13 protein-coding genes are annotated in these 13523 nt (G+C 74.1%); 1 reads left to right on the plus strand and 12 read right to left on the minus strand.

What is annotated here, in order from left to right; all coding sequences use genetic code 11:
- Positions 1–46 precede the first annotated feature (46 nt).
- The 6 genes from ACLIRP_RS18150 to fabG form a co-directional block, all read right to left on the minus strand.
- Positions 47–553 (minus strand): hypothetical protein, encoded by a 507-nt coding sequence (locus tag ACLIRP_RS18150; protein ID WP_412061883.1) that lies wholly within the window; start codon positions 551–553, stop codon positions 47–49.
- A gap of 4 nt (positions 554–557) precedes the next feature.
- Positions 558–1106 (minus strand): hypothetical protein, encoded by a 549-nt coding sequence (locus ACLIRP_RS18155; protein WP_412061884.1) that lies wholly within the window; start codon positions 1104–1106, stop codon positions 558–560.
- A 4-nt stretch (positions 1107–1110) separates the two neighbouring features.
- The gene (locus ACLIRP_RS18160; RefSeq protein ID WP_412061885.1) at positions 1111–1665 is read right to left on the minus strand and encodes a hypothetical protein; all 555 of its coding nucleotides are present in this window, start codon (positions 1663–1665) and stop codon (positions 1111–1113) included.
- A 108-nt stretch (positions 1666–1773) separates the two neighbouring features.
- A complete protein-coding gene (locus ACLIRP_RS18165; protein ID WP_412061886.1) occupies positions 1774–2151 on the minus strand; it encodes a response regulator transcription factor in 378 nt (125 codons plus the stop codon).
- Entirely contained in the window at positions 2105–5602 is a 3498-nt protein-coding gene (locus ACLIRP_RS18170) for a PAS domain S-box protein (protein ID WP_412061887.1), read from the minus strand. The genes ACLIRP_RS18165 and ACLIRP_RS18170 overlap by 47 nt, the downstream gene beginning before the upstream one ends.
- Before the next feature lie 195 nt (positions 5603–5797).
- Positions 5798–6541, minus strand: a complete 744-nt coding sequence (gene fabG, locus ACLIRP_RS18175; protein WP_412061888.1) for a 3-oxoacyl-[acyl-carrier-protein] reductase — start codon at positions 6539–6541, stop codon at positions 5798–5800.
- A 279-nt stretch (positions 6542–6820) separates the two neighbouring features.
- Between fabG and ACLIRP_RS18180 the strand changes: the two genes are divergently transcribed.
- Entirely contained in the window at positions 6821–8239 is a 1419-nt protein-coding gene (locus ACLIRP_RS18180; RefSeq protein WP_412061889.1) for a cytochrome-c peroxidase, read from the plus strand.
- 36 nt (positions 8240–8275) lie between these two features.
- On the opposite strand, the gene ACLIRP_RS18185 is transcribed toward ACLIRP_RS18180, so the two are convergent.
- The 6 genes from ACLIRP_RS18185 to ACLIRP_RS18210 form a co-directional block, all read right to left on the minus strand.
- On the minus strand, positions 8276–9082 hold the full coding sequence (locus ACLIRP_RS18185) for a hypothetical protein (RefSeq protein WP_412061890.1): 807 nt from the start codon (positions 9080–9082) through the stop codon (positions 8276–8278).
- Positions 9083–9084: 2 nt separating this feature from the next.
- On the minus strand, positions 9085–10008 hold the full coding sequence (gene fabD / locus ACLIRP_RS18190; RefSeq protein ID WP_412061891.1) for an ACP S-malonyltransferase: 924 nt from the start codon (positions 10006–10008) through the stop codon (positions 9085–9087).
- A 97-nt stretch (positions 10009–10105) separates the two neighbouring features.
- Positions 10106–11101 (minus strand): beta-ketoacyl-ACP synthase III, encoded by a 996-nt coding sequence (locus ACLIRP_RS18195; protein ID WP_412061892.1) that lies wholly within the window; start codon positions 11099–11101, stop codon positions 10106–10108.
- Between the two features lie 30 nt (positions 11102–11131).
- Positions 11132–12160 carry a phosphate acyltransferase PlsX gene (plsX, locus tag ACLIRP_RS18200; RefSeq protein WP_412061893.1) on the minus strand — a complete coding sequence of 343 codons (1029 nt, stop codon included), beginning with the start codon at positions 12158–12160 and terminating at the stop codon, positions 11132–11134.
- 114 nt (positions 12161–12274) lie between these two features.
- Positions 12275–12463 carry a 50S ribosomal protein L32 gene (rpmF, locus tag ACLIRP_RS18205; RefSeq protein WP_412061894.1) on the minus strand — a complete coding sequence of 63 codons (189 nt, stop codon included), beginning with the start codon at positions 12461–12463 and terminating at the stop codon, positions 12275–12277.
- Between the two features lie 39 nt (positions 12464–12502).
- Entirely contained in the window at positions 12503–12991 is a 489-nt protein-coding gene (locus ACLIRP_RS18210; protein WP_412061895.1) for a YceD family protein, read from the minus strand.
- Positions 12992–13523: the final 532 nt, after the last annotated feature.

Consider the following 13523-nt stretch of genomic DNA (forward strand, 5'->3'; position numbering starts at 1 on the left):
AGAGGTCTTCCGCCGGAGTTCTCCCCTCGCTCGTTGGTCCCGGCGGCTACAACCCGACCGTCACGCGCAGGCCCGCGACGGTCGGCCCACCCGCCGCGCGAAGCGCCGCCGGCCGGACCTCGGCGCGTCCTCGGCCTGCGGCCGCGAACACGGCCGGCGCCACGAGCAAGATGCCGACGCCAGCGATCACGCCCGGACTGCTCTCCGCGGACCCTGCGAGCGCGACCGTGCCGACGCCGAGCGCGGCGCCCGCCGTGGCGCGTCCGAGCGTCCTCAAGAGGGAGCCCTCAACGCCCAAGGCCTCCGCCACGCCATGCACCCCGACCGCCGCCCCGACCGGCACCGTGGCGATGGCGACGACGAGGCCGCGGGTCTCGAATACGTCGGGTGAGACCGTGTACAGAAGAGCGGCGGTCCCGGCCAGCCCTCCCGCGGTCATCCACACCCGTGCGCCGCGCGCCTCGGGGGGCGCCTTGAGGGGCGGCGGCGGGACGTGCTGGGCCGAGGCAGACAGGGCGGCCAGGGACGCGAGAAGGGCGAGGATGAGGCGCATCGGGTCAGAGGGCGACGGTGAACGAGAGTCCCGCGCCCCGCTCGCCTGTCGGCGCCGCCAGCGCGACGGGCGCGAGGTGCACGCGCCGCGCCCCCATCCCGTACCCGACGACGGCGCCCAACGGAACCAGCGCGAGGGTCAGGTACGCTCCCGCGATGGCGGGGCCGAGCGCGTTGAGGTCGGAGATCGTCAGCGAGAGGGCCAGGAGGGCGGTGCCTGGGATCGCGCCCACGGCGGCTCCGAACGCGGCCCCCCGGGCCGTCCCGTCGATGCCGAGCAGACGGCCCATGCCGTACGTCGTGGCGGAGACGCCGAACAGGACACCGGCGGGGATCAGAAGCACGCCGGTGTCGTCACCGGGCGGACTGATCGCGTCCACGAGCACGAAGCTCCCCGCAAAGGACGCCACCCCGGCCACCGTCCCGGCCGCGTACATCCCGGCCCCCTCCCAGACGGTCGCCCGGCGGGCAGGGTCGTGGGGATGGCTGGCGGGGGCGGGCCCCTGCGCGCGGGCGGAGGCCGCGAGCAAGACGAACAGGACGAGCGCGCGCATCGGCTCAGAATGGAATCGACAGGGACACCCCGGCGCCGCGCTCGCCCGACGGCGCCGCGAGGGCCGCTGGTGCGAGGCGGACGCCCGACGAGGCCCGCCACGTCGAGACGCCGACCGCGACCGCCGTCCCAGCCAGGGCGCCGACGAGCGCCGGGAGGATCAGCGCATAGCCGTCGCCCCCGGTGGCGAGGTACCCGACGCCGACGGCCGCCCCGCCGATCACCAGCCCGGCCGTCCCCCCGACGACCGTTCCGACGATGGCGTCGGCGAGCACGGCCTGGGCGGGCGTCCCGCTCCCGACCGCCCGGTCGACGAGCACGGTCCCCGCCGCGACGCCCACGGGGTACGCCGCGGCGACGAGGGCTACGCCGGGGCCCGTGTCGGAGGCGGGGTACAGCAGCGCGTAGGTCCCGACGGCCGCGCCGACGCCGAGGGCGCCGCCCGCCAGCGCCATCGCGGCACGCTGTCCGTGGCTGGGGCGGCCGTCGGCTTGCGCGCCGGCGGGCGGCGCCAGCGCGGCCGACGCCACGAGCAGGAGGATGGCGAGACCTGCGCGCATGTCGGGTCCGGGGTCTGACGGCATGAGTGTGCAGGATAGTCGCCGTCGATCGGCGGGGTCTAGTACGGGTGCCCCACGGGCGGGGTGGCCGTCCGGTGGGGACCCTCGCTAGTTCGCCCCGACGCCCAAGACCGCGCGGACCGTGGCGACCAACTCGCGCGCGGCGCGACGCTTGGGGAGGAAGCCGCGCGCGCCGGCCGCCCGCGCGAGTGGCTCGACGACGGCCTCGTCCTGCCCCGTGATGACGAGGGCCCGCACCTCGGGCCGCTCCTTCGCCAGTCGCTCGACGAGGGCGAGCCCGCTCATGCCGGGCAGCCGGACGTCGGTCATCACCAAGTGGCACACCGCGCCATCGAGCCGGGTCAGCACCTCCTCGGCGGTCGCCACGGCGGCGAATAGCTCGAGATCCGGGCAGCCCGCCAGCACCGTCGCGTACGCCTCACGGACGACGCGGTGGTCCTCCACGAGGCAGATCCGATAGGTCATCCGGCCGGCGGGCGTCCGAGGGCTGGGCGGCAGAGTACGGCCGCGACTCGTCCCACGTGCGCGCGCCCCGGACCTCCGGGCTCGGGAAGCGCTTGTGGAGGAGCGGGGGCGTCGGAGCGGGCTCGCGGGGCCCGGGCGCCGTCCCGAGGGGAATCGCCAGCCGGATGCAGGTGCCCTCGCCGGGCTCGGAGGCCACGTCGAGCCGTCCGCCCGCTACCGCCAGCCGCTCCCGGACGGTCGCAAGGCCGTATCCGTCGTCGGTCGTCGTCGTCTCGAACCCGCGCCCGTCGTCCTCGACCTCGACCCGAAGCCAGCCCGCATCGACGGCGACCCGGAGCTGCGCGCGGTCCGCGTCGGCGTGCTTGGCGACGTTGAACAGCAACTCGCGCAGGGTCCGGTACAGCAGCGCCCGGACGGACATGTCGTGGACCACGCAGGGCCCGGCGGTGTCGGCCTCGATGTCGACCGCCAGCCCGTGGAGCCGCTTGGTCTCCGCGCCCAGCCACCGCACCAGGTCGCAGACGTCGCTCGAGTCGAGCGCGGGCGGCGACAGGTCGGTCGCCAGGCCGCGAGCGAGGTCGGACGCGTCCTCGAGGATCTGGTCGCACCGGCCGAGCAGCCGGGCGCGCTCGTCGGAGGGCGGTTCGCGCTGGAGCTGGGCCACCAGCATGGCCGCCCCGTAGAGCTGCTGCTGGAGGTCGTCGTGGAGCACGTCCGCGATCCGGCGGCGCTCGGACTGCTCGGCGACCGAGAGCGCGGCGGCCAGCTGGCGGACCCGCTCGGTCTCGGCCTGGACGCGCGCGGCGAGCGTGGCGTTGGCCTCCTCCAGCGCCCGCTCGGCCTGAACGAGGTCGTGGATGTCGGTCGCCGCGCCGTACCACCGGGGCGGCTGCCCGTGGCCCGCGTCGACGAGCCGGGCCCGGGCGATGGCCCAGCGGTACTGGGACTTCGACCGGGGGGTGCGGTACCGGATCTCGAGGGGCGTGCCCGTGTCGAAGGCCTTCTTCCACGCCGCGTCCACCGCGGCCCGGTCGTCGGGGTGGATGGTGGCCCGCCAGTCCTCGACGGTCTCGTACGCCGACGGGTCGATGCCGGTGGCCTCGCTGAACCGGTAGTTCACGTAGCTCACCTCGCCCGTCGTCTCGACCGTGAACAGGATGTCGGGGACGGTCTCGGCCATCGCCCGGAACCGGGCCTCGCTGGCGCGCAGGGCCTCGGCGGCCTCGTTCCGCTCGGTGATGTCGGTGTTCATGCCGACGTACCCCTCGACGGCGCCGTCGGCGCGGCGGAGCGACGTGGCGCGGCCGGCCATCCAGCGCCACGCGCCGTCGGACGCGCGGCGCACGCGGAACTCGTGGCGGAAGGGGGCCCCGGTCTCGACGGTCGCGCGCCAGGCCTCGGCCAGCGCCGCCCGGTCGTCGGGGTGGATGGCGTCCAGCCAGCCCATGCCGAGCCACTCGGCCACCGACTGGCCGGTGAAGGCCCGCCACGACGGCGAGTCCCCGATGGCAAGGCCGTCGGCGTCGGCCTCCCAGACGGTCTCCGACGACACCTCGACGAGCGCACGGAAGCGGCGCTCGCTGGCGCGGACGGCCTCGGCCGCCTCGCGCTCCTCGTGGACGTCGCGGTTCATGCCGACGTAGCCCTCGAAGGTGCCGTCGGGGCCCCACACGCCCGCCCACCGCGAGGTCACCCAGCGCCACGTGCCGGACGGCTCGTGCCAGATGCGGAACGCGGCCTCGGGGTCGCCGAGGTCGGCCGGGCCCCCGCCCCGCAGGGCCACCCACCGCTCGGCGAGGACGGCCCGGTCGTCGGGGTGGATGGCCTCGAACCAGCCGCCGTCGGCGCCCTCCTCGTAGGTCTGGCCGGAAAACGCCAGCCACGTCGGTGTCTCGCCGATCCAGCGGCCGTCGGCGTCGGTCTGCCAGACGACCTCGGCCGAGGCCTCGACGAGCGCCCGGAACCGGCGCTCGCTGGCCTCCACGGCCGCCGCCGCCGCCTTCCGCTCGGTGATGTCGAGGTTCATCCCGACGTAGCCCTCGAACGCCCCGTCGTCGGTGAACAGGGGGGCCGCCCGCCCGGACATCCAGCGCCACGCCCCGTCCGCCGCGCGCCGCACGCGGAACTCCTCGTGGAGGTAGCCCCCCGTCGAGGCGGCCCGGAAAAAGGCCTCCACCATGCGGTCGCGGTCGTCCGGGTGGACGGCCGCCAGCCAGCCGTCGCCGCCGTACTCCTCAAAGGACTGGCCCGTGAACTCGCCCCACTCCGGCACGTCGGGCAGGATGTTGCCCATCGGGTCGGTCTGGAAGAACATCTCGGCCGAGGCCGAGACGAGCGCGCGGAAGCGGCGCTCGCTGGCGCGGAGCCGCTCCTCCGCCTCGCGCTGCTCGCTGATGTCGGTGGTCGTCCCGATATACCCCTCGACGCCGCCGTCGGCGTCGCGCAAGGGGACGGCGCGGCTGCGCGTCCACCGCCAGGCCCCGTCGGAAGCGCGGCGGACCCGGAACTCGTGCTCGAACTCGGCGCCCGCGGCGACCGTCGCGCGCCACGTGCGCTCCATCGCCGCCTGGTCGTCGGGGTGGACGGCCGCCAGCCAGCCGAACCCGGCGTACTCGTCCCGGCTCTGCCCCGTGGTCGCTTCCCACCCCGACGTCTCGCTCAGGACGTTGCCCTCGGCGTCGGCCTCCCAGACGGTCTCGGCCGAGGCCTCGACGAGCGCCCGGAACCGGCGTTCGCTGGCGCGGACGGCCTCGGCCGCCCGCTGCTCCTCGTCGATGTCGACCGTCGAGCCGACCGTCCCTCGGAAGGTGCCGTCCGGCGCGAAGATGGGCACGCTCTGCACGCGCACCCAGCGCCACGTCTGGGAGGGCGCGTGGTGGAGCCGGAACTCCATGGTCTGCGGCCGTCGCTCGCGGAGCAACCGCTCCCGCGCCTGCTCGACGATGGGGAGGTCGTCCGGGTGGATGACCTCGCTCCACCGCCCCTCGGACCGGTCGTCGGGCGACTGGCCCGTAAAGGCGCGCCACGGGGGCGAGTCGCCGATGGCCCGGCCGTCGGCGTCGGTCTGCCAGATCATGTCGGTCGAGGCCTCGACGAGGCCTCGGACCCGGGTCTCGCTGAGTTGGAGCGCCTCGGCCGTGTGCCGTGCCTCGGCCGCTTGAGCGACCTGCTCGGTCTCGTCGGCGACCACCACGGCCACGCCGCCGCCGACCAGCGGCCGGGCCTCGAAGCGGTGCGCGCCCCGCATGGCACAGGCCTCGAGGGGCGAGGGCGCCGCGCCCCCCGCGAGCACGGCGCGGACGGGGTCGACGAGCCACGCGTGGTCCGGCAAGGCCTCCGCGAGCGCGCGGCCGATGTCGTCCGGGCCGAGCGGAAGGCAGGCTCCGATCCCGGAGGTCAGTCCGGCGACTCGGCCGTCCGCGTCGACGAGCAGGGTGTCCAGGTGGGCCATAGGGAACAGCGACCTAAGTCCCGAGGAGGGTAACGCCATCCGACCCGAGAGCGGTGTAGGACAACGCCTCGATTCGCCAGTCGGGAATGACCCTGCTCGCCTGGGCGTTTCGTCGCATGCGGTGGGGTGCAGGGCAAAGGTGGCCGCCGGATAGCCACCCGGGGTGACCTCTCAGGCGGCGGCCCGCCGTTGCCTCTACATCGCCATCCCGCCGTCGACGTGGAGGACGTGGCCGGTGACGTAGGTGGCGGCGTCGGAGAGGAGGTAGAGCACGGCCGCGGCGATGTCGCCGGGCTGGCCGAGCCGCTTGAGCGGGATCTGCCCCATGAGGGCCTCGGCGGCAGGGCCGAGGTCGGCCGTCATGTCGGTCTCGATGTAGCCCGGCGCGACGACGTTCGCGCGGACGCCGCGCCCGCCGAGCTCGCGGGCCAGGCTCTTTGTGAATCCGATGAGCCCGGCCTTCGAGGCCGCGTAGTTGGCCTGGCCCGCGTTGCCGGTCACGCCGACGACCGACGAGATGGTCACGATGCTCCCGGCGCGCTGCTTCATCATCGGGCGGTAGGCCGCCTTGGCGACGTGGAACGCGCCCGTCAGGTTGGTGTCGATCACGGCCTGCCACGCCTCGGCGTCCATCCGGATCATCAGCCCGTCGCGCGTGATGCCCGCGTTGACGACGAGCCCGTCGATGGAGCCCCACGCGTCGACGACGGCCGCGACGGCCGCCGCGGCGTCGTCGGCGTCGGCGGCGTCGGCCTGGATGGCGCGCGCGCGGTCGGCGCCGCCGAGGTCGGCCACCATCCGGTCGGCGGTGTCGGACGACGAGCGGTACGTGAACGCGACGCGGGCGCCGGCGGCCGCGGCCGCCTCGACGATGGCCCGGCCGATGCCGCGCGTGCCGCCGGTGACGAGGACGTTCTTGTCGGTGAGGTCGAGAGTCATGGGTCGGGGTCGGAGGGCCCGCAAGATCGCACGGGGCGAGGGGCCGCCGGCCGACTTTTCAGAGTGGCTACGCCTCCCTGCGTTACAGCCCCGGCCGCTCCGTCCGGTCCCCGCCGTCCCCATCCCGCCGCGCCTCGGCGTTTGCGCCTCTGGGCCCGCAAGGTTGGCGAGATGAATGGTTGGCGTATGTCGTGCAAACACATGAATCTGTCAGGGTGAATGGGCCTGCCTGCCTCACCGCCAGACCTTGCCGACTCTGTCACGACCCCGGCACGCGCCATGCCCCGCTTTCTTGTCGTCCTCGCCCTTTTCGCCTCCACCGCGCTCGTCGGTTGCGACGGCTCCGACCCCGAACCCGGCACGCTCGACGACGCCCTCGCCTCCGCGATCGCCGGGGCGGGCGGCCCGGACGCCTACCTCCTGCCCTCGGCCGACGACCTCGCGGCGATCCCCCAGGACCCCCGCAACCCGCTGACGCCCGAGAAGGTGGCGCTCGGCCGGCTCCTGTTCCACGAGACCGCGATGGCCGTCAACGCCAACAAGGCCGACGGCATGGGGATGTACTCGTGCGCGTCGTGCCACCACGCCGCCTCCGGGTTCCAGGCCGGCATCCCCCAGGGCATCGGCGAGGGCGGAATCGGGTTCGGCCGCTTCGGTGAGCGCCGCCGCCGGGACCCGGCCTACGCGATGGTCGAGCTCGACACGCAGCCCATCCGCTCGCCGACGGTGCTGAACGGGGCGTTCCAGGACGTGACGCTGTGGAACGGACAGTTTGGGGCGACCGGCACGAACGCGGGCACGGAGAGCCGCTGGGCCGCCGGCACGCCGATCGCCACCAACGAACTCGGCTTCCAGGGGCTCGAGATCCAGGCCATCGCCGGGCTCGCTGTCCACCGCATGAGCGACGGGGCGGCGGCGCTCTACACGGCCTACCCCGAATACCGTGCGCTCTTCGACGCGGCCTTCCCGGACCGCCCCGCGGGCGAGCGGGCCACGGCCGAGACGGCCGGGCTGGCGGTCGCCGCGTACGAGCGGACGGTCCTGGCCGACCGCGCCCCGTTCCAGCGCTGGCTCCGCGGTGAGGCCGACGCCATGTCGAGCGCGCAAAAGCGCGGGGCCATCGTGTTCTTCGCCGAGGCCAACTGCACGACGTGCCACGGCGGGCCGGCGCTGGCGACCGGCGCCGGGGGCGCGACCGAGTTCCACGCCGTCGGGATGGGCGAGCTGCTCGGGCCCGGCGTGTTCTCGGACTTCAACCCGACCGACCCGGTCCACCTCGGCCGCGGCGGGTTCACCGACCGGGCGGGCGACGCGTACACCTTCAAGACGCCGACGCTCTACAACCTGGCCGACCACGGCTTCTTCGGCCACGGCGCCACCTTCAACTCGGTCCGCGAGGTGGTCGACTACAAGAACGCGGCGGTGTCTCAGAGCACGATCGTGCCCGCCGACCGGCTGTCCGACCTCTTCGTCCCGCAAAACCTGTCCCTAGACCAGATCGACGACCTCGTCGCGTTCCTCGAAGGCGGCCTCTACGACGCCGACCTCGCCCGCTACGTGCCGGACGCGCTCCCCTCGGGCGCGTGCTTCCCCAACAACGACGCCGAGACGCGCGCCGACCTCGGCTGCGGCACGACCGCACGCGCCGTCCCGCTGAGCCTGCTCGGCCGGGGCCGCCAGACGGGCCTCGTGATGTAGGCCCTCGAGCCGGCCGCCGGGGCCCGCCTCCGGCGGCTAGCTGCGGGTCCGGCGAGAGGGCGCGCGCGCGCCCTCGGCGTCGGGCAGGGCGGTGCCGTCGTCGAGGTCGAGGAGCGGGCCGGCCGGCGCTGGGGCCTCGGCCGCGCGAGCGGGGCCCGAGACGAGCGGGGCCAGGCTGTCGGCGATCGTGTTGAGGCCGCGCAGCTTTTTGTCGCGCCAGCGCCGGTCCAGGGCCATCGTCGCCGGCGCCGCCATTGCCCACACGAGCGCGAACGTCGCGAACCCGACCGCGCCGCTGGCGACGGCCGTCGCGATGAACGCCGCGACGATGGCGATCACGAGCCCGTAGATCACGCCCTCCGTCCGCACGCCTGCCGATCCGACGAGCTGGCGCAAGCGGAGCCGGGTCCGCCCCTCGCGCGCGCTCGCCGTCACCGTCGTCCGGATCCCGAGGCTCGACGTGTGGCTCCACTCGTAGGCGTGGCCGACCTGCTGGACGGTCCCGTGCGTCGTGAGGGCGGTGTCGAGCCCGATCTCCGCTTCGAGGTGGGCCACGATGTCCTCCCACCCCTCGGGCGTCAGCGGCGCGTCGACCCAGCGCTCGACGGCGACGTGCGTCGTGGTCTGGCCCGACTGGCGCGAGAGCGTCCGGCCGGCGGCGTCCATCTCGGCCGCCGCCGCGCGCAGGTGCGCCGGGTCGATCCCGGTCTCGCGGCCGATCCGCTCGACCTCCGCCAGCGTCAGGCCGACCTCGGCGTGGGGCGCCGCGGCCTCCTGCTGGCGCTCGACGGCCCGGCCGATGAGGTCGGCGACCTCGCGCTCGGAATACGTGCGCTCGGCCACCGCTACGCCTCGACGGCGGCCACCTCGTCGGCGGTCCCGGCTGGCGCCGTCACGGCGTCGCGGCCGAGCGTGCGGCGGACGAGCCCGGAGAGCACCTTGCCGGTGCCGACCTCGACGTAGCGCGTCGCGCCGTCGGCGGCCATCCGCTCGACGGTCTGGGCCCAGCGGACGGGCGCGGTGAGCTGGTCGAGCAGGCGCTGGCGGATCTCGTCGGGCTCGGTCGTCGGCTGGGCGGTCACGTTGAGGACGACCGGGCACGACGGCGCGCGGAGGTCGAGGGCCGCCAGCGTCTCCGCCAGCCCGTCGCGCGCGAACGCCATGAGGGGGCTGTGGAAGGCACCGGAGACGGGGAGCGGAACGACGCGCCGCGCGCCGGCCTCGCCTGCGAGCACGCCGGCTCGCTCGACGGCTGGGCCGTCGCCCGAGATCACGATCTGGCCCGGGTCGTTGTAGTTGGCCGGGACCACCTCGCCTGGGCCCGCCTCGGTCGCCTGGCGGCAGACGGCCTCGAGGGCGGCAGCATCCATCCCGAGAACCGCCGACATGGCGCCGGGGCGGACGTCGCCCGCGCTCGCCATCAGCTCGCCGCGGCGGCGCACGGCGCGCAGGCCGTCGGCGAACGACATCGCGCCGACGGCCGCGAGCGCGCTCCACTCGCCCAGGCTGTGCCCGGCGGCCACGTCGGGCGTCACGCCCCGCTCGCCCAGCGCGGCGGCGGCAGCCAGGCTGTGCGTGTACAGCGCCGGCTGCGTGATCTCGGTCGGCTTCAGCGCATCCGCGTCGTCGCCGAACATGAGGTCGGTCAGCGAGAAGCCCAGGACGGCGTCGGCCTCGTCGTAAATGGCGCGAGCAGCGGGGATCTCGGCGAGGTCGGCGCCCATGCCGGGGGCCTGGGAGCCCTGGCCCGGGAAGAGGAAGGCGAGCATGGCAGAGTGAGGGGGAAAGAGTGCTGGGTGATGAGCGAGCGTCCGGATCGGGCGAGAGCGGCCGGCGTGGGGCCCATCACTCATCACCCGTCACTCCTCACTCGCCGTAGCTCCACTTGAGCCAGGTCGCGCCCCAGGTGAAGCCGCCGCCGAAGGCCGCCAGCACCAGGTTGTCGCCGGGGCGGAGCTGGTCCTCCCAGTCGGCCAGGCAGAGCGGGAGGGTGGCGGCGGTCGTGTTGCCGTAGGTCTCGATGTTGACCATCACCTGGTCCGGCCCGATGCCCATCCGGCGCGCGGTCGCGTCGATGATGCGCAAGTTGGCCTGGTGCGGGACGAGGTACCGGATGTCGTCGCCGGTCAAATCGTTGCGTTCCAAGATCTCGGCGGCCGCCTCGGCCATCCCGACGACGGCCCGCTTGAAGACAGCCTTGCCGTCCTGGCGCGCGTAGTGCAAGCGCGCGTCGACGGTCTCGCGCGTGGCCGGCCGGAGCGACCCGCCCGCCGGCATCAGCAGCGACTCCACGCCGCTCCCGTCGACGTACTGGACGGTGTCGAGCACGCCGGTCCCGTCGGTCGTCGGCTCCAGCAGAACGGCGCCGGCGCCGTCGCCGAAGATGATGCAGGTCGCGCGGTCGGTGTAGTCGACGATGCGGCTCATCGTGTCGGCGCCGATGACCAGGATCTTCTGGTGCATCCCGGCCTCGATCATCTTGGCGCCGGTCGTGAGCGCGTACAGGAAGCCCGAGCACGCCGCCGAGATGTCGTAGCCCCACGCCTTGTCGGCGCCCAGCATCGTCTGCACCAGGCACGCCGTCGACGGGAAGACGAGGTCGGGGGTGACCGTCGCGACCAAAATGCAGTCGATCTCGGACGCGTCGACGCCCGCCTTCGCCAGGCACTGCTTGGCGGCCTCGGTCGACATGAACGCCGTCGCCTTGTCGGGGTCGCGCAGGATGCGGCGCTCGGCGATCCCCGTCCGCGAGCGGATCCACTCGTCGTTCGTGTCGACCATCTGCTCGAGGTCGGCGTTCGTGATCCGGTCCGGCGGGAGGTACTTGCCGACGGACGTGACGGCGGCGGTCGGATTGGGCATGCGGGAGCCGATAGAGGGGACGGGCCGGCGCTAGGCGTCGGGGCCGTCGGGGTCGCGGAGGGCGCGGGCGATCCGCGCCGTCAGGTTCTGCTCGACGAGCGAGGCGGTGCTGAGCACCATCTGGCGGATGGCGCGCGCCGACGAGCCGCCGTGGCCGATCACGATCGTGCCGTCCAAGCCGAGGAGGGGGACGCCGCCGAACGCCTGGTAGTCGAAGGGCGCGAGCATCCCCTTCAGGACGCCGCCGACGGTCTGCGCCGCCTCGGGCGCCAACTCCTGCCGGCCGATCTCGGCCTTGACCATCGTGGGCAGGATCGTCGCGATCGACTCCGCCAGCTTGAGGACGACGTTGCCCACGAACCCGTCGCAGACGCAGACATCCGCCGCGTGCTGCAGGATGTCGCGGCCCTCGACGTTGCCCACGAACCGGAGCGCGCCGCGCTCGCCGAGCGCCGCGAGCGTGACGTGGGCCTCCTTGATGGTGTCGGTCCCCTTGCCCGGCTCCTCGCCCACGTTGACGAGCCCGACGCTGGGGTCGTCTTTGCCGAGAAACGCGGAGCCGAAGACGGCGCCCATGCGGGCAAACTGGACCAAGTGCTCGGGGCGGACCTCGACGTTGGCGCCCACGTCGAGCAGGATGCACGTGCCCGACGGCGTCGGGAGGTAGCCGGGGAGGGCGGGGCGCAGCACGCCGGGCAGGCGGCCGAGCCCGAACAGCGACGCGGCCATCACGGCGCCCGTGTTGCCGGCGCTCGCGAACGCGTCCGCGCGGCCGGACTTGACGGCGCCCACGCCGACGTGGATCGACGACTGCGGCTTGGCGCGGAGCGCGACGGTCGGGCTCTCGCCCATCCCGATCACGTCGGCCGCGTCGACGACGCGGACGCGGTCGGCCCCGCCGCCCAGGCGGTCGAACTCGGCGGCGATCTCGGCCTCGCGGCCGACCAGGATCACGTCGACCCGGTCGCCGGCTTCGGCGGCGGCCTCGAGGGCGCCTTCCACGACGACGCCCGGGGCGTGGTCTCCGCCCATGGCGTCGACGGCGACTCGGACGGGCATGGCGGGCGGACGGGCGGGCGAAGAGGGGACGCCAAGATACCCCGATTACAGACGGCGCCCGCCCCCACCCTCAGCGGGCGGACGCGGGCGTCGGCGGGGCGAGACGGCGGGGCGCTAGAGCGCGTCGGCGGTCTCGATGACGGCGCGGCCCCGGTAGTGCCCGCACGTCGGGCAGGCGCGGTGCTGCAGCTTGGCGTTGCTGCAGTTCGGGCACTCGGTGGGCGTCGGCACGTTTTTGACCTTGTACTGCGAGCGGCGGTGGCCGGTGCGGGCCTTCGAGTGCTTGCGTTTGGGGTTGGCCATCGGAGTCGGAGGGTGCGCCCAAAGGGCGGAGGATCGGGATTAAGAGTCGTCGCCGCCGTCGGGGCGGAGGGCCTGGAGGGCGGCCCAGCGGTCGTCGGCCGGCTCGTCGTCGGACGGGCTGCCGAACGCGGTCGGGAGGTCCGCCTCGAGGGCGGCCGGGCTGACGCGTCGGAGCGGGACCGCCAGCAGCAGCGTGTCGTGCACGGACTGCGTGAGGTCGATCTCCTGGCCGTCGGCCTCCAGCGCCAGCGTCTCGTCGTCGTCGTCGCCGATGGGGTCGGCGGTGAACACGACGGCGTGCGTGCCCTCGACGGGCTGGTCGTAGAGGTCCAGCGTCCGGTCGCACTCGAGCCGGGCGGTCGCCCGGGCCGTGTACGCCGCGAGCACGCGGCGCTCGGACAGGTCGAGCGTCAGGTCCACCTCGACGTCCGAGAAGACGTCGGCGTCGAGGCCGAGATCGTCGGCCGTCGGGCGGAAGGCCTCCTGGTGGAGACCGTCGGTGAGCGAGGCGAGAGAGACCCGGAACACGGCGTCGGTCGAGCGCTGGTCGTCAAGGAACGCGGGGCAAGGCCCGCAGAGAGAGCATCCGCCCTCGGGAGCCCGCGAAGGTAGGTCGCCGCAGGAGCGCGCGACAAGGGCCTCACGCGATGTTGACACGTCCCCCACGCGCCCTCCTCAGGGGGTGACGTCCCGGGCATCGCCTGGCCCGACGGGGAGCGCCGGCCGGCCCACCGGCCCCCCACAGGGCCCGTTCTCGCGCCGTGTCCATCCCATCGGGGAGGGCACTCCCGTGTGCATCGGGATTCTCCGGGGGGAACCTCACCCTTCACTCGAAGCCGTTCGTTGACACGGTGTGGATAACCCGATTGCGAAACCGCGACGAGGACGGCCGTGCCCACCACCTCGGCGGAATCTGGCCGGTCCTGACTCTACGGGCTGTGACTATCTCGTTGTCGCCCATCGACGTCGAAAGTTTTGGCGCAGGCGACTCGCGCGTGGACAACCAAATCCGGGAACCCGCCCCTAGGGGCCGTGCGAGGGGGAGACACCCGTTTGGCAT

Source organism: Rubrivirga halophila (assembly GCF_046845755.1).
Taxonomy (GTDB): domain Bacteria; phylum Bacteroidota; class Rhodothermia; order Rhodothermales; family Rubricoccaceae; genus Rubrivirga.